This window comes from Staphylococcus pragensis (assembly GCF_004785665.1).
GTDB classification, from domain to species: domain Bacteria; phylum Bacillota; class Bacilli; order Staphylococcales; family Staphylococcaceae; genus Staphylococcus; species Staphylococcus pragensis.
Map to the genome: position 1 here is coordinate 449,718 of NZ_SRPJ01000001.1, position 17,183 is coordinate 466,900.

17 protein-coding genes are annotated in these 17,183 nt (G+C 33.4%); 13 read left to right on the plus strand and 4 right to left on the minus strand.

What is annotated here, in order from left to right; all coding sequences use genetic code 11:
• Nucleotides 1–3: 3 nt before the first annotated feature.
• The 3 genes from rnjA to def form a co-directional block, all read right to left on the minus strand.
• Complete coding sequence (gene rnjA, locus E2558_RS02300; RefSeq protein ID WP_126565363.1) at nucleotides 4–1,683, minus strand: ribonuclease J1; 1,680 nt, start codon at nucleotides 1,681–1,683, stop codon at nucleotides 4–6.
• The gene (locus tag E2558_RS02305) at nucleotides 1,683–1,901 is read right to left on the minus strand and encodes a DNA-dependent RNA polymerase subunit epsilon (protein ID WP_126565364.1); all 219 of its coding nucleotides are present in this window, start codon (nucleotides 1,899–1,901) and stop codon (nucleotides 1,683–1,685) included. Before E2558_RS02305 ends, rnjA begins: the two co-directional genes overlap by 1 nt.
• A 422-nt stretch (nucleotides 1,902–2,323) precedes the next feature.
• On the minus strand, nucleotides 2,324–2,875 hold the full coding sequence (gene def, locus E2558_RS02310; protein WP_126565365.1) for a peptide deformylase: 552 nt from the start codon (nucleotides 2,873–2,875) through the stop codon (nucleotides 2,324–2,326).
• Nucleotides 2,876–3,005: 130 nt separating this feature from the next.
• Between def and E2558_RS02315 the strand changes: the two genes are divergently transcribed.
• The 13 genes from E2558_RS02315 (at nucleotide 3,006) to E2558_RS02375 (ending at nucleotide 15,630) form a co-directional block, all read left to right on the plus strand.
• Complete coding sequence (locus tag E2558_RS02315; protein ID WP_126565366.1) at nucleotides 3,006–3,632, plus strand: YkyA family protein; 627 nt, start codon at nucleotides 3,006–3,008, stop codon at nucleotides 3,630–3,632.
• A 169-nt stretch (nucleotides 3,633–3,801) separates the two neighbouring features.
• Complete coding sequence (pdhA, locus tag E2558_RS02320; protein ID WP_126565367.1) at nucleotides 3,802–4,914, plus strand: pyruvate dehydrogenase (acetyl-transferring) E1 component subunit alpha; 1,113 nt, start codon at nucleotides 3,802–3,804, stop codon at nucleotides 4,912–4,914.
• Nucleotides 4,915–4,917: 3 nt separating this feature from the next.
• Entirely contained in the window at nucleotides 4,918–5,895 is a 978-nt protein-coding gene (locus E2558_RS02325) for an alpha-ketoacid dehydrogenase subunit beta (RefSeq protein WP_103297106.1), read from the plus strand.
• A gap of 210 nt (nucleotides 5,896–6,105) precedes the next feature.
• Entirely contained in the window at nucleotides 6,106–7,407 is a 1,302-nt protein-coding gene (locus tag E2558_RS02330) for a dihydrolipoamide acetyltransferase family protein (protein ID WP_126565368.1), read from the plus strand.
• A 3-nt stretch (nucleotides 7,408–7,410) separates the two neighbouring features.
• Entirely contained in the window at nucleotides 7,411–8,817 is a 1,407-nt protein-coding gene (gene lpdA, locus E2558_RS02335; RefSeq protein WP_126565369.1) for a dihydrolipoyl dehydrogenase, read from the plus strand.
• Between the two features lie 166 nt (nucleotides 8,818–8,983).
• Nucleotides 8,984–9,259, plus strand: a complete 276-nt coding sequence (locus E2558_RS02340; RefSeq protein ID WP_126565370.1) for a UPF0223 family protein — start codon at nucleotides 8,984–8,986, stop codon at nucleotides 9,257–9,259.
• Between the two features lie 173 nt (nucleotides 9,260–9,432).
• On the plus strand, nucleotides 9,433–9,972 hold the full coding sequence (locus tag E2558_RS02345; protein WP_126565371.1) for a helix-turn-helix domain-containing protein: 540 nt from the start codon (nucleotides 9,433–9,435) through the stop codon (nucleotides 9,970–9,972).
• A gap of 15 nt (nucleotides 9,973–9,987) precedes the next feature.
• Entirely contained in the window at nucleotides 9,988–11,082 is a 1,095-nt protein-coding gene (locus tag E2558_RS02350) for an ABC transporter ATP-binding protein (RefSeq protein ID WP_126565372.1), read from the plus strand.
• Nucleotides 11,075–11,878: an ABC transporter permease gene (locus E2558_RS02355; protein WP_126565373.1), complete on the plus strand. Its 804-nt coding sequence runs from the start codon at nucleotides 11,075–11,077 to the stop codon at nucleotides 11,876–11,878. The genes E2558_RS02350 and E2558_RS02355 overlap by 8 nt, the downstream gene beginning before the upstream one ends.
• 5 nt (nucleotides 11,879–11,883) lie before the next feature.
• Nucleotides 11,884–12,696, plus strand: coding sequence for an ABC transporter permease (locus E2558_RS02360; protein ID WP_126565374.1), 813 nt, complete (start codon nucleotides 11,884–11,886; stop codon nucleotides 12,694–12,696).
• Nucleotides 12,693–13,766 carry an ABC transporter substrate-binding protein gene (locus E2558_RS02365; RefSeq protein ID WP_126565375.1) on the plus strand — a complete coding sequence of 358 codons (1,074 nt, stop codon included), beginning with the start codon at nucleotides 12,693–12,695 and terminating at the stop codon, nucleotides 13,764–13,766. Before E2558_RS02360 ends, E2558_RS02365 begins: the two co-directional genes overlap by 4 nt.
• Nucleotides 13,767–13,838: 72 nt before the next feature.
• Nucleotides 13,839–15,020: a lipoteichoic acid stability factor AuxB gene (gene auxB / locus E2558_RS02370; RefSeq protein WP_126565376.1), complete on the plus strand. Its 1,182-nt coding sequence runs from the start codon at nucleotides 13,839–13,841 to the stop codon at nucleotides 15,018–15,020.
• 124 nt (nucleotides 15,021–15,144) lie between these two features.
• Nucleotides 15,145–15,630 carry a DUF4064 domain-containing protein gene (locus E2558_RS02375; protein WP_126565377.1) on the plus strand — a complete coding sequence of 162 codons (486 nt, stop codon included), beginning with the start codon at nucleotides 15,145–15,147 and terminating at the stop codon, nucleotides 15,628–15,630.
• An 83-nt stretch (nucleotides 15,631–15,713) separates the two neighbouring features.
• On the opposite strand, the gene E2558_RS02380 is transcribed toward E2558_RS02375, so the two are convergent.
• Entirely contained in the window at nucleotides 15,714–17,060 is a 1,347-nt protein-coding gene (locus E2558_RS02380) for an Nramp family divalent metal transporter (RefSeq protein ID WP_126565378.1), read from the minus strand.
• Between the last annotated feature and the right edge of the window lie 123 nt (nucleotides 17,061–17,183).

The following is a 17,183-nucleotide window of genomic DNA, read 5'->3' on the forward strand; positions in this document are numbered from 1 at the left end:
TAATTAATCTTCATTAACTTTCATAATAACTGGTAAAATCATTGGTCTACGAGCTGTCTTCTCGTATAGATATGGTTGCAATGTTTCAATGATTGAAGATTTAATTTGATGCCATTGAATATCTTTATTTGAATTCAATTTAGAAATAACATCTGTTTTAATCTTACGTTGCGCATCGTAAATGAGTTGACCTGATTCACGCATGTAAACAAAACCACGTGAAATAATATCAGGACCAGAAAGTAATTTATTAGTATTGAAATCGATACTTACTACAACAATAACTAAACCTTCTTCAGAAAGTAACTTACGATCACGAATAACAACATTACCGATATCTCCAATACCGCTTCCATCTACAAGAACATTACCTGAAGGAATACGGCCAGCTTTACGTGCTGAATCGTGTGTAAGTGCTAAAACATCTCCGATATCGAAGATAAAGACGTTGTCTTCTTTAACACCACAATCAACACCAGTTTGACCATGTGCTTTTAACATGCGATATTCACCATGAATTGGTAAGAAGTATTTAGGTTGAATTAATCGTAACATCAATTGTTGATCACCTTGAGAACCATGACCAGATGTGTGGATGTTAGAAATTTTACTATGAATAACATCTGCACCCGCTTTATATAAAGCATTGATTGTACGATTGATACTTTTAGTATTACCTGGAATAGGTGATGAACTAAATACTACTGTATCTTCAGGGATAATTTTAATTTGTTTATGTGTACCATTGGCAATACGTGATAACGCCGCCATTGGTTCACCTTGAGAACCAGTACATAAGATTAATAGTTCATGTTTAGGAATATTATTAATTTTATTTGGTTCTACAAATGTTTCAGGTGGTGCTTTAATATAGCCTAATTCCATACCGATTTTGATATTATTTTCCATTGAACGACCGAAAGTTACAATTTTACGATTATACTTAATTGCCGCTTCAACTGCTTGTTGCACACGATAAATGTTAGAAGCAAATGTTGCAAAAATAATACGACCTTTGCAGTTACGGAAAATTTTATCAACGTTTTGACCAACTTCTCTTTCACTTAGAGTGAAATCAGGTACTAATGCATTTGTTGAGTCAGAAAGTAAACACAATACGCCTTCTTTACCCAATTCTGCCATTTTAGCAATATTAGCTGGTTCACCGACAGGAGTGAAGTCAAATTTAAAGTCACCAGTGTGAACGATTTTACCTTCTGGTGTATCTACAATGACACCATATGCTTCTGGAATACTATGTGTAGTTAAATAGAATGAAATTTCAAAGTGTTTAGATTTAATCACGCTATCTTCATTGATTTCATGTAGTGTAGCACTACGTAATAAATTATGTTCTTCTAACTTGTTACGAATTAAACCTAAAGCTAATGGACCACCATAAATAGGTACATTAATTTGCTTTAATAGGTAGGGCACACCACCTATATGGTCTTCGTGTCCATGAGTGATAAACAGACCGACAATTTTATCTTGGTTCTGTTCAAGGTAAGTGTAATCTGGAATCACATAGTCGATACCTAATAAATTATCATCTGGGAATTTAATACCAGCATCGATAATAACGATTTCATTTTTATACTCTACGGCATAAGTGTTTTTACCCACTTCGCCTAAACCACCTAGAGCATATACACCTACTTCATTAGAATGTAGTTGTTTCATTATTGAGCATTCTCCACATTAAAATGATCAGAGTGTTCTTTTTCATATTCTAAATGTGCGCCCTCTAATTTAGTAATAAATTCGATGTTATAATTGCGGTCTTTTAAATAACGTCTAACTTGTTCTTCAGTTTCACCTTCAACGTAAATTGTACTTGTATTTTCACGAACGATTACTTCGTCTTTATTATGTTGAAAAAATACTTTAAATACTGCCATTATGAATAATTCCTCCTAAAATATATTAATATGCGACTCTAGTTAAACAATTGAGTATAGCAAAGTACATCGGTTATTTTTATTTTCAATTTAATACAAATATTGAATGCTAAGTAAGTAAAAATTCAATTTTAATAATATATATTCGATAAATTTAAGCGATTAATAATTATTTTACTTTGTTACTATTATTGTTCACAGAGTAGTGATTAATTTCGTTCATTAGTTGAAAAATAGTATTAAACTATCTTGTCAGTTAATACTCATTTTACATTATGTATCTAAATAAATAAAGCAGTTTATATTTAGCCTGAAATTATATATAACTACTCATTTTACTGAAAGCTAGCATAAAAAACGCCTAATATATTTTCAAAGAAAGCACGCTCCTTAAAAATATATTAAGCATATAAATGTATCAATTATACTTCTACTGAATCTGGTAATGGCGTTAATGGATGATCTTTATCGATATAATCGTAGAACATAATGCCATTTAAATGATCAATTTCGTGTTGGAATATAATAGCTGGGTAGCCTTTAAGTCTCAATTTAACTTCATTACCGTCGATATCGTAAGCTTTAATAGTCACTCTATAATGACGGTGAACTAGCCCTGGAATATTCTCGTCAACACTTAAACAACCTTCACCAGTAGGTAAATAAGCGTGTTGAACGCTATGACTCATTACTTTAGGATTTACTAACATATAGTCATATGATTTACCTTCACCATCATCTGGTAAATAAACAGCAATCATACGTTTAGAGACATTAATTTGAGGCGCAGCTAAACCTACACCAGAACGTAACCCATATTTTTTAGCAATTTCATCGTCTTGACTATTAATTAAGAATTCACGCATAGCACGTAATGTATTTTTATCTTCATCAGAGAGTGGTAGTTTTACTTCTTCAGCTTTCTCACGTAATGTAGGATGACCATCTCTTATAATATCTTTCATAGTTAACATGTCATACACCTTCCTTATAATAAAATATAACAGATTAGAGGTTGTTAAGTACATTATCTGATTTTATTTGATTTATAACTTATCTTTTTATAATATTACATTCGAATCACTACGAGGAGGATAACAATTAATGAAATTACGTAAAACACTTGCTGTAGCAGCCGCTTCAAGTATTTTATTAGCAGGTTGTACGACTGATAAAAAAGAAGTACGCGCTTATGATGATAATATTCAAAAAGCTTTTGAAAAAGAGCAAGGAATTACAAGCACAAGCAAAAAGCTAAATGATCTTGAAGTGAAAAAACAAGATTTATACAAAAAAGCAAACAGCAATAATGATGACACACGTAAAAAAGCAGCTGATGACATTCTCGATAATATCAAACAACGAGAGAACACATTTAACGATGAAATTTCTACAATTGAAGATTCTGAGAAACAATTTAAAAAAGGACAATCTCATATTAAAGAAATAAAAAGTGATGATAAGCGAAAAGAAGTTAAGCAATTAGATGATGCGGTTAAAGATAAATATAAAGCGCATGATGATTATGCTAAAGCCTACAAAAATGTATTAAATAAAGAAAAAGATTTATTCGAATTAATAAAACAAGATGGCATCACTCAATCTCAAGTGGATGAAAAAAATGACGCTTTAAATAAAGCACAAGATAATTTCAAAAAGAAATTCAAACACTATTCTAAAGCGATGAATACAGTAAATAAAGAAAAACAAGATGTCGATCAACTTTCATAGTATATCTATTAATACAGTAGTGTAATTGTCACTAATACAGTTTAAAAAATCTGTATCTTTTTTAGTAATACAGAACTTTATTAAAATATTTAACAGTACAAATAAATTGTGGTACACTATGAGAGGATAAAATGAATTTCTATTATATGGGAAAGGTATGGTGAATTGAATGGCTCCTAAGTTACAAGCCCAATTCGATGCAGTAAAAGTATTAAATGATACTCAGTCGAAATTTGAAATGGTTCAAATTTTGGACGAAAATGGTAATGTCGTAAATGAAGACTTAGTACCTGATTTAACTGATGAACAACTAGTAGAATTAATGGAAAGAATGGTATGGACTCGTATCCTTGACCAACGTTCTATTTCATTAAACAGACAAGGTCGTCTAGGTTTCTACGCTCCAACAGCAGGACAAGAGGCTTCACAATTAGCTTCTCAATATGCTTTAGAAAAAGAAGACTTCATCTTACCTGGTTACCGTGATGTACCACAAATCATTTGGCACGGTTTACCTTTAACTGAAGCTTTCTTATTCTCAAGAGGTCACTTCAAAGGTAACCAATTCCCTGAAGGCGTTAATGCATTCAGTCCACAAATCATTATCGGTGCACAATACATCCAAACTGCTGGTGTAGCATTCGGTCTTAAAAAACGTGGTAAACAAGCTGTAGCTATTACTTACACTGGTGACGGTGGTTCTTCACAAGGTGACTTCTATGAAGGTATTAACTTTGCTTCAGCTTACAAAGCTCCAGCAATCTTTGTAATTCAAAACAACAACTACGCGATCTCAACTCCACGTAGTAAACAAACTGCTGCAACAACATTAGCTCAAAAAGCAATTGCAGTAGGTATCCCTGGTATCCAAGTTGACGGTATGGATGCTTTGGCTGTATATCAAGCTACTAAAGAAGCTCGTGAACGTGCAATTAATGGTGAAGGTCCAACATTAATCGAAACTATGACTTATCGTTATGGTCCACATACAATGGCTGGGGACGATCCAACTCGTTACAGAACTTCAGATGAAGACGCTGATTGGGAGAAAAAAGACCCATTAGTACGTTTCAGAAAATTCCTTGAAAACAAAGGTTTATGGAATGAAGATAAAGAAAACGAAGTTATCGAACGTGCTAAAGACGACATCAAGAAAGCTATTAAAGAGGCTGACAATACTCCAAAACAAACAGTTACTGATTTAATGGACATCATGTATGAAGAAATGCCTCAAAACTTAGCTGAACAATATGAAATTTACAAAGAGAAGGAGTCGAAATAAGCCATGGCACAAATGACAATGGTTCAAGCGATTAACAATGCGCTTAAAACTGAATTGCAAAATGACGAAAACGTATTAGTTTTCGGTGAAGACGTTGGTGTTAACGGCGGTGTATTCCGTGTTACTGAAGGTTTACAAAAAGAATTCGGTGAAGACCGTGTATTCGATACTCCATTAGCTGAATCAGGTATCGGTGGTTTAGCTCTTGGTTTAACTGTTGAAGGTTTCCGTCCTGTAATGGAAATCCAATTCCTTGGTTTCGTATTTGAAGTATTTGACTCAGTTGCTGGTCAAATCGCTCGTACACGTTTCCGTTCAGGGGGTTCTAAAGTAGCACCTGTAACAATTCGTGCACCATTTGGTGGTGGGGTACACACTCCTGAATTACACGCAGATAATTTAGAAGGTATCTTAGCTCAATCACCTGGTATCAAAGTAGTAATTCCTTCTGGCCCATATGATGCTAAAGGTTTATTACTTTCTGCTATTCGCTCTAATGATCCAGTTGTATATTTAGAACACATGAAATTATACCGTTCATTCCGTGAAGAAGTTCCAGAAGAAGAATATACAATTGACTTAGGTAAAGCGAATGTGAAAAAAGAAGGTAACGACATCACATTAATCGCTTACGGTGCAATGGTTCAAGAATCTGAAAAAGCTGCTGAAGAATTAGAAAAAGAAGGTTACTCAGTAGAAGTCATCGACTTACGTACTGTTCAACCTATCGATATCGATACTTTAGTTGCTTCAGTTGAAAAAACTGGTCGTGCTGTAGTAGTTCAAGAAGCTCAACGTCAAGCTGGTGTTGGTGCTACTGTAGCTGCTGAATTAGCTGAACGTGCAATTCTTTCATTAGAAGCTCCAATCGCACGTGTAGCTGCTGCTGACACAGTTTACCCATTCACTCAAGCTGAGAATGTTTGGTTACCAAACAAAAACGATATTATTGAACAAGCTAAAGCTACTTTAGAATTCTAATAATATCAATCAGTTTAATTTTAAAATGTTAGTTAGCATATAGAAGGTTAGTAAGTAAAATGTTTACTTTTTACTCTGTATGTCAATAGTTAAGTGTACATTAGAGATATAGGACATAATAATTGGATGATGTTTAACATTATTATGTCCTTGCTCTATGTTATAAATTTAATTTAATGAATGAATATAAAATCTTAGGAGGACAAGAACGTGGCATTTGAATTTAGATTACCCGACATTGGTGAAGGTATCCACGAAGGTGAAATTGTAAAATGGTTTGTTAAAGCCGGAGATACAATTGAAGAAGATGATGTATTAGCAGAGGTTCAAAACGATAAATCTGTAGTTGAAATCCCATCTCCTGTTAGCGGTACAGTAGAAGAAGTTGTAGTTGACGAAGGTACTGTAGCAGTAGTAGGTGACGTAATCGTTAAAATTGATGCACCTGATGCAGAAGAAATGCAATTCAAAGGTGGTCATGATGACGACGCTTCATCTAAAGAAGAAGCACCTGCTCAAGAGGAAGCTAAAGAAGAAGCTCCAGCAGCATCAGCTTCACAAGATGAAGAAGTAGATGAAAATAGACAAATCAAAGCTATGCCATCTGTTCGTAAATACGCTCGTGAAAAAGGCGTTAACATTAAAGCTGTAGCTGGTTCAGGTAAAAATGGACGCATCACTAAAGAAGACATTGATAATCATGTTAACGGTGGCGGTGCACAAGCAGCATCTGCTTCAAACGAAAGCGCAGCAGCAACTTCAACTGAAGATGCTTCAGCAGCTCAAACTCAATCAGTACCAGCAGGCGACTTCCCTGAAACTACTGAAAAAATCCCTGCTATGCGTAGAGCAATTGCGAAAGCAATGGTTAACTCTAAACATACTGCACCTCACGTAACATTAATGGACGAAATTGATGTTCAAGACTTATGGGATCACCGTAAGAAATTCAAAGAAATCGCAGCTGAACAAGGTACTAAATTAACATTCTTACCATATGTTGTTAAAGCACTTGTTTCTGCACTTAAAAAATACCCAGCACTTAACACTTCATTCAACGAAGAAGCTGGCGAAATCGTACACAAACATTATTGGAATATCGGTATTGCAGCTGACACTGAAAGAGGTTTATTAGTGCCTGTAGTTAAAAATGCAGACCGTAAATCAATCTTCCAAATTTCAGATGAAATCAATGAATTAGCTGTTAAAGCTCGTGATGGTAAATTAACATCTGAAGAAATGAAAGGTGCTTCATGCACAATCAGTAATATCGGTTCAGCTGGTGGACAATGGTTCACTCCAGTTATCAACCACCCAGAAGTAGCTATCTTAGGTATTGGCCGTATTGCTCAAAAACCTATCGTTAAAGATGGTGAAATTGTAGCAGCTCCAGTATTAGCATTATCATTAAGCTTCGACCACAGACAAATTGATGGTGCAACTGGTCAAAACGCTATGAATCACATTAAACGCTTATTAAATAATCCAGAATTATTATTAATGGAGGGGTAAAACATGGTAGTTGGAGATTTCCCAATTGAAACAGATACTATTGTAATCGGAGCAGGTCCTGGTGGTTATGTTGCAGCAATTCGCGCAGCACAATTAGGACAAAAAGTTACTATCGTTGAGAAAGGTAACTTAGGTGGTGTATGCTTAAACGTTGGTTGTATTCCTTCTAAAGCATTATTACACGCTTCTCACCGCTTTGTAGAAGCTCAACACTCTGAAAACTTAGGTGTAATCGCTGAAAGCGTATCTCTTAAATTTGACAAAGTTCAAGAATTCAAACAATCAGTTGTAAGTAAATTAACTGGTGGTGTTGAAGGCTTATTAAAAGGTAATAAAGTTGAAATCGTTAAAGGTGAAGCTTACTTCGTAGATAACAACAGCTTACGTGTTATGGACGAAAAAAGTGCTCAAACTTATAACTTCAAAAACGCTATTATCGCAACTGGTTCTAGACCAATTGAAATTCCTAACTTCGAATTTGGTAAACGTGTTATCGATTCAACTGGCGCGTTAAACTTACAAGAAGTTCCAGGTAAATTAGTCGTTGTAGGTGGCGGTTACATTGGTTCAGAACTTGGTACTGCATTTGCTAACTTTGGTTCAGACGTTACAATTTTAGAAGGCGCTAAAGAAATTCTTGGCGGTTTCGAAAAACAAATGGTTCAACCAGTTAAAAAAGGCATGAAAGAAAAAGGAGTTGAAATCATTACTGAAGCAATGGCTAAAAATGCTGAAGAAACTGAAAATGGCGTTAAAGTTACTTACGAAGCTAAAGGTGAAGAAAAAACTATCGAAGCTGATTACGTATTAGTAACAGTTGGTCGTCGTCCAAATACTGACGAATTAGGCTTAGAAGAATTAGGCATTAAATTCGCAGATCGTGGATTATTAGAAGTAGACAAACAAAGCCGTACTTCTATCGACAACATTTATGCAATTGGTGATATCGTTCCTGGTTTACCACTTGCTCATAAAGCAAGCTATGAAGCTAAAGTAGCTGCTGAAGCTATCTCAGGACAAGCTTCAGAAGTTGATTACATTGGTATGCCAGCTGTATGCTTCACTGAACCAGAATTAGCTCAAGTTGGTTACACTGAAGCTCAAGCTAAAGAAGAAGGTTTAGATTTCAAAGCATCTAAATTCCCTTATGCTGGTAATGGTCGTGCATTATCATTAGACGATACTACTGGTTTCGTTAAACTTATCACATTAAAAGAAGATGGAACTGTTATCGGTGCACAAATTGCTGGTAATGGCGCTTCAGATATCATTTCAGAATTAGGCTTAGCTATTGAAGCTGGCATGAATGCTGAAGATATCGCATTAACAGTACATGCTCACCCAACTTTAGGTGAAATGTCTATGGAAGCTGCTGAAAAAGCAATCGGAATGCCAATCCACACTATGTAATATCTAGTCAATTAGACTATTTATTCAATAACAACACATCTTTAAAGGGTGGGACTATGAATTCACTTTAGAATTCATTGTTCCACCCTTTTTTTGAATATATAAGTGGTAAAAAGGGCATTAGTAAAGTATTGATAGTTATATTTTTTGAAAAGGAGGAGTGTATATGGAATATCAATATCCATTAGATCTAGATTGGACAAATGAAGAAATGGTTGATGTTATAGCATTTTTTAATAAAATAGAGAACTATTATGAACAGTCTGTTAATGGCGCTGACTTAATGGCTCATTATAAACGTTTTAAAGAAATCGTACCTGGAAAGGCGGAAGAAAAAACGTTATTCAAAGAATTTGAAGATAAAAGTGGCTATAACAGTTATAAAGCTGTACAAAATGTAAAGAATCACCCTGAACAACAAACGTTTAGTGGTAAAAACTAGTCACCTCTATAAATGACACAATTTTTACAATTAAATAGGTCTTAAAAAGATTTATTTTGAATAATTTTTATAAACCTATTGAAGTTAAAGCTGTATTTTGTTATTTTTATTAAGCATTAAACAAAATGTTTAATATTACTAAACATGATACAGCTTTTTTTAGGTGGTTAAATATGCAAATTGGTACTAAATTACGTAACTTACGACGTCAAAAGAACTTAACACAAGAAGAATTAGCAGAGCGTACTGATTTATCAAAAGGTTATATTTCGCAAATCGAAAGCCAACATGCTTCGCCAAGTATGGAAACATTTTTAAATATATTAGAAGTATTAGGAACATCACCAAGTGACTTTTTCAAAGAGAAATCTAAAGAAAAAGTGCTTTACACGAAAAATGATAGAACGATTTACGATGAATATGATAGAGGCTACATATTGAATTGGTTAGTTACAAACTCTAATGAATTTGAGATGGAACCACTGATCTTATCTATTAAACCAGGCGCTTCTTATAAACACTTTGAACCTTCTGAATCAGACACATTTATTTACTGTCTTGAAGGATGTGTCACACTCACTTTAGGAAAAGAACGATATCAAGCAAAAGAAGAAGATGTATTATATTTTAGGGCTAATGAAATTCATCAATTACATAATGAAACGGCAAATGAAGTTAAAATTTTAATTGTTGCTACAGCATCATATTTATAGAGGGGGAATATTGAAGTGGAGCCATTGTTATCATTTAAAAATGTAACGAAAGGTTACGATGATGTAACGATTCTAGATAATATGGATTTAGAAATAGAGTCAGGTCACTTTTATACACTACTTGGTCCATCAGGATGTGGTAAAACTACGATTTTAAAGCTAATTGCAGGTTTTGAACAACCGGATGATGGCGATATTATTTATTTAAATAAATCAATTGGAAACTTGCCTGCGAATAAGCGTAAAGTGAATACAGTGTTCCAGGATTTTGCCCTATTTCCTCATTTAAATGTTTTCGATAATATTGCTTTTGGTTTGAAACTAAAAAAGCAATCTAAAAAAGAGATTAATCAAAAAGTTAAAGATGCGTTAAAACTAGTAAAATTATCTGGTTATGAACAACGTAATATCAGTGAAATGAGTGGGGGACAAAAGCAGCGTGTTGCGATTGCCAGAGCAATTGTGAATGAGCCTGAAATACTTCTACTCGATGAGTCATTATCAGCGCTAGATTTAAAATTGCGTACAGAGATGCAGTATGAATTACGTGAATTACAAAAGCGTTTAGGCATTACTTTTATCTTCGTTACACATGATCAAGAAGAAGCGTTAGCGTTAAGCGATTATATCTTTGTTATGAAAGATGGCAAAATCCAACAATTTGGGACACCAACGGATATATATGATGAACCAGTTAACCGTTTTGTTGCTGACTTTATAGGTGAGTCTAATATTGTTGAAGGCACAATGGTAAGAGATTTTGTGGTAAATATTTATGGACAAGACTTTGAATGTGTAGATGCTGGGATTCCAGCTAATAAAAATGTTGAAGTCGTCATCCGTCCCGAAGATATTTCATTAATTGAATCCGATAAAGGCTTATTCAAAGCAACAGTAGATTCAATGCTATTCAGAGGCGTGCATTATGAAATTTGCTGTATAGATAGGAAAGGCTATGAATGGGTTATTCAATCGACGAAAAAAGCTGAAGTGGGTAGTGAAGTGGGCTTATTCTTCGATCCTGAAGCGATACACATTATGGTGCCAGGAGAAACAGAAGAAGAGTTCGACAAACGAATCGAAAGTTATGAGGATATAGATCATGCGTAATCTCAATAAGATACTGATAATTCCCTATCTTTTATGGATGGTGTTCTTTATCATTATCCCTGTGATTTTGCTTGTTTATTTCTCTTTTACTGATGTAAAAGGACACTTCAGCTTTACCAACTATGAGCAAGTATTTTCATTAAAATATTTGAAAATGATGTGGGATTCTATATTTTATGCAGCGCTTATTACTATAGTCACATTGATTATCAGTTACCCAGCAGCTTATTTTATACGTACATCTAAAAATCAAAATCTTTGGTTACTGATACTGATTATACCAACTTGGATTAACCTATTGCTTAAAACATATGCCTTCATCGGTATTCTTAGTCATGAAGGAATGATTAATAAATTTTTAAACTTTTTACATATTCCATCGGCATCTATGTTATTTACGCCAGGTGCGTTTCTATTAGTAGCAAGTTACATTTATATTCCTTTTATGATTTTGCCAATTTTTAATAGTATGAAAGCAATACCTAATAATTTATTGCAAGCATCAAGTGATTTAGGTGCTAATCCTTTCACTACTTTTAGAAAAGTAATTATGCCGTTAACTAAAGAAGGTGTAATGACAGGTATTCAAGTTACATTTATTCCAGCATTATCACTCTTCATGATTACAAGATTGATAGCTGGAAATAAAGTTATTAATATTGGTACCTCAATAGAAGAACAATTCTTAGTTATCCAAAACTATGGCATGGGTTCAACAATTGCAATTGTACTTATCGTTTTTATGGCGTTTATATTAATTATTACTAAATCTAAATCAACAGATGGAAGAGGGTGAATTAAGTGAAGTGGTATGGAAAAATTTATATTGGACTCCTATTAATCGTCTTATACGTTCCGATATTCTCTCTAATGTTTTATTCATTTAATTCAGCTGGAAATATGATTCATTTTGAACATTTCACTTTGGAACATTATCAAACGCTATTCCAAGATGACCGTCTAATGTCTATTATTTTTAATACGATTGCTGTAGCATTATTAGCTGCCGCTATTTCTACAATTATAGGTACATTTGGTGCGATTGCATTATTTTATTTAAGGAATAAAAAGTTCAAAGTGACATTATTAACGTTAAATAATGTATTAATGGTATCTTCTGATGTAGTCATTGGTGCTTCATTCTTAATAATGTTCACCGCTTTGGGTCATTTGACTGGACTTGGTTTAGGATTTGGTACTGTTCTTGCTTCACATATTGCATTTTGTATACCTATTGTAGTTATTGTTGTTTTACCTCAATTATATGAAATGAACAATAACATATTAAATGCAGCGCGTGATTTAGGAGCAACAGAATCTCAAGTCTTAGGAAGAATACTTATTCCTAATTTAATGCCAGCCATCATTGGTGGTTTCTTTATGGCTTTAACGTATTCATTAGATGATTTTACAGTCAGCTTCTTCGTAACTGGTAACGGGTTCAGCGTGTTATCAGTAGAAGTATACGCGATGGCGCGTAAAGGTATTAGTATGGAAATTAATGCAATATCTACTATTTTATTTGGCGCTATTGTCCTTGGAGTAATAGGCTATTACGCAATTCAACGTGCTGTAAAACGAAGACAAGCCTTTAAGCGAGGTGTACAGCAGTGAAACAATTTTTACAATTAATATTGGGTGCGTTAGTGATTGGTTTAATATGTTTAGGTATCAGCCATTGGTTTAAGTCACAAGATAATACAAACACTGGTGAAAAGATTTATGTTTATAACTGGGGAGAGTATATCGATCCTGATTTAATTAAAAAGTTTGAAAAAGAAACAGGTATCCAAGTGGTGTACGAAACATTTGATTCTAATGAAGCAATGGAAGCTAAAATTAGAAATGGCGGTACGCACTATGACGTTGCTTTTCCAAGCGAATATACGGTACAAAAATTAAAACGTGAAAATTTATTATTGCCTTTAGATCACAAAAAGATACCAAATATAAAAAATCTTGATTCTGATTATATGAACATGGCATATGATCCACATAACCAATATTCATTACCGTATTTCTTTGGTACGGTAGGTATTTTATATAATAAAAAAGCTTATCCGAATGAAAAGTTTGACAGTTGGAACGATCTATATCAACCAAAATATAAGAATGATGTATTGTTAGTGGATGGTGCGCGTGAAATTATGGGCTTAGCTTTAAATAAGCTAGGCTATAGTTTGAATGATAAAAATCCTGCACATATTAAAGAGGCTGAAAAAGACTTAAAAAACCTCACACCACAAGTAAGAGGTGTTGTAGGTGATGAAGTTACAATGATGCTCCAACAAAATGAAGGAAATATTGCAGTCGTATGGAGCGGTGTAGCAGCACCACTTGTTGAAGACGGAGATAAATATAACTACGTCATTCCTAAAGAAGGTTCAAACTTATGGTTTGATAACATGGTTATTCCGAAGACTGCACAAAATAAAGAAGGTGCATATAAATTTATGAATTTCTTATTGGATGCCAAAAATAATAAACAAAATACAGAGTGGGTAGGTTATGCAACTCCTAACAAAGCGGCTCGACAATTATTACCTAAAGAAGTAAGAGACGATCATCGTTTCTATCCTACCCAAAAAGAACAACAACGTTTAGAAGTTTATAAAGATTTAGGTCAAAAAACGTTAGGTGAATATAACGAGAGTTTCTTAAACTTTAAAATGTCGTTAAAATAGACTATAAATAGTAGTTATTTTATAATTAATTAGATATAATAATTTGACAAGTTAATTAAGGAGTTGTAATAAATGTCAGGAGAACGATACACGCAAATAAAACGGCCTGTGAGTCGTCTAACTGAAAAACTTTTAGGTTGGTTTAGTTGGATTTTCTTATTGATATTGACGGTTATTACAATGTTTATTGCACTCGTATCTTTTAGTAATGATACATCCATTCAAAATCTTGAAAACTCAATGAATAATAATGAGCTGATTCAACAAATTTTATCTAATAATAGTTTAAATACTACACAATTTGTGATTTGGCTTCAAAATGGCGTTTGGGCAATTATTGTATATTTCATAGTTTGTCTATTAATTTCATTTTTAGCATTGATTTCTATGAATATTAGAATACTTTCAGGTTTTCTATTTTTAATTGCATCAATTATTACATTGCCTTTAGTATTATTATTCATAACGTTAATTATCCCGATTTTCTTCTTTATCATTGCGATTATGATGTTTGTTAGGAAAAGTAAAATCGAAACTGTTCCAGCTTATGGGCATGGTCCACAGTATCAACCGCGTTATAGTCCAAGAGATGATTATGAGGACGATAGACGTTATTACGAAGATGAACGTTATGACTATGAAGCACCACAATATGAAGAAGAATATGTGGCGCCTCCTCGTAAAACTAAAAAATCTGAACGTCGCACGCGTCGTAAACAAGCATATTATGACGATAGAGGTTATGATGAGAGAGATGATTATTATGAAGAGGAAAGACCTCATTCATATAGAGATGAACAAGATATAGTGAATGATGCTGAGGAAGATAAATATAGTCAATATCCTAAGCGTGCAGTCACTGAAGAGTATAATTCATCAGAAGAAGAAAATACATCCGGCGTACTCTCTAGACAAGCAAAATACAAACAAAAATCGAGAAAACAACCTCAGTATAATCCAGAGGCTGACTCACATCTTCATGATGAAGCACCAGAATCAGTTGAAGCGGTACCTAAGGTAGATAAAAAAGAAGAAAAAGCGCAACGTAAAAAAGAAAAAGCTGAAATTAAAGCTAAGAAAAAAGAAAAACGTAAAGCTTATAATCAACGTATGAAAGAAAAACGTAAAAATCAACCTAGCGCTGTTAATCAACGCCGTATGAATTATGAAGAACGTAAACAAATTTTAAACAAAGACGAACAATATTCTGAAGACAATACATCGATGAATAATCAACATAAAGAAGATGAATAATTTTAAAGGATTGAGATACTTCATTGGTGTCTCAATCTTTTTTATTTAAATATTTATCTTTAGTCGTAAGAGACAAAAATTTTTAGTAAGATTTAAGTAAATTAAATTATTAGGAGGAAATGAAGTGAACCGTAAAGTAGAAGTAATTCTTGCTTGGATAGCGAGTGGTTTAAGTGCTATTTATTTTCTAATGTCTTTGATATCCTTTTTTATTGTTAAAAATGGCAGTAATACTACTGAACAATATAACCAAATGATGCATCAGTTTAGCAATCAGAATGTTAAGGTAACACCTGAAATGGTTAATTTTGCTATGACTTTTTCGATAGCTACCTTATTATTTTCAACTATTTTAGGAATTGTAGGTACACTGATTATTAAAAATAGACCCATATTAGCGGGATGTTTACTTATAGCTGCGGCATTAATAGGCATTGTTAATATGAGTTTAATAGCAAGTGTATTATGGTTTATCGTAGCTATTATGTTGTTTGTAAAAAGAAATAACAATCAAAATAGAAGGGGAAACAGAAATAACGCGCATAGGAGTGAATGGCGCCCAGACGAGGAATATCAATCTCGTAAAAAAGATGATCCCTATATTTATTAATTATTTTTAAAATAAAGCTACCTTTTAAAGTTTAGTTAATTTTTCCAACTTTAAAAGGTAGCTTTAATCATGTTTATTTGAAATTAAGCAAAAAACGCTTTAAATGTTTCAAAGATTAAATAAATATTCAATACGCTTAAAATTACGATTAAACTCCAAGAACAAATATTTATCCACGTTTTATTATAGAATGGCCCCATTAATTGCTTATTGCTCGTTGCTAGTTGAAGCGGGATTAATGAAAATGGCAATGCAATACTCAAGAATACTTGTGAGAAAACAAGTAATTGTTCCATTTTTCCTTCATTACCGCGGAAAATAATTAAACAAACGATAACGGGTATAACAGCTAAACCTCGCGTAATTAAACGACGTACCCAATTAGGAATAGAAAGTTTTAAAAAGCCTTCCATCACAATTTGCCCTGATAGTGTACCAGTAATGGTTGAATTTTGACCAGAAGCCAGTAAAGCGACAGCAAACAATGTACTCATTACACTTCCTAATACTGGTCCTAAAATAGGTTGCGTTTGAAGTGCGTGATATAAATCATAAAAACCACCTAGTTTGTCTGCATTAACCCCATAAAAAAGAGCAGCACCTAACACTAATAATAAACAATTGACAATAAAAGCAATGCTTAATTGAATATTTGAATCGATGGTTGCATATTTAATCGCTTGTGCTTTATCTTCATTACTTTCACGGTTATATTTACGCGATTGAACAATTGATGAATGCAAGTATAGATTATGAGGCATAATCGTCGCACCTATAATACCCAATGCAATATATAGAATACTATGATTCGTCACAATTTCTTGATGGGGAATAAAGCCATTAAGAATATCAGTTACTTGTGGTGAAGAGACAAAAACTTCAAATATGAAAATAACGAGTACAGTAAATATTAAGGTACCTACGATTGCTTCAATTTTACGGAAACCAAATTTCATAATGAATAGTAATAAGAAGACGTCTAGTACCGTAATCAATGCACCCACAATTAATGGAATATTAAATAATAAATCTAAGGCAATGGCACTACCAATGACTTCAGCTATATCAGTAGCGATGATAGCAAGTTCAGCTATAATCCAGAATGTAATAGCAATAGGTCTGTTTAAATAATGGCGGGTCATTTGCGCTAAATCTTTCCCCGTAGCAATGCCTAAACGAACGGTCATACTTTGTAATAGCATAGCTGATAAACTTGAAATAAGGATCACGAAGAGTAAGGTATAACCAAACTGTGCACCACCTTGCATAGACGTAATCCAATTTCCTGGATCCATATAACCAACGGCGACTAATAACCCAGGGCCTAAAAAGGCTAAAAATTTCTGACTGACACTTTTATCACCACTAAAATCAACAGTATTGTTAATTTCATCTAGACTAAGTTGTGTTTGATTTTTATTGGTGGACATTAATAACACTTCCTGATTTCTTTTTGATTATATTAACCTAATTAAAAAGTTAGGTCAACCTAAAAAATAATGATAATAAAAAACTTTAAACAATAGACGTATATCTATCGTTTAAAGTTACTA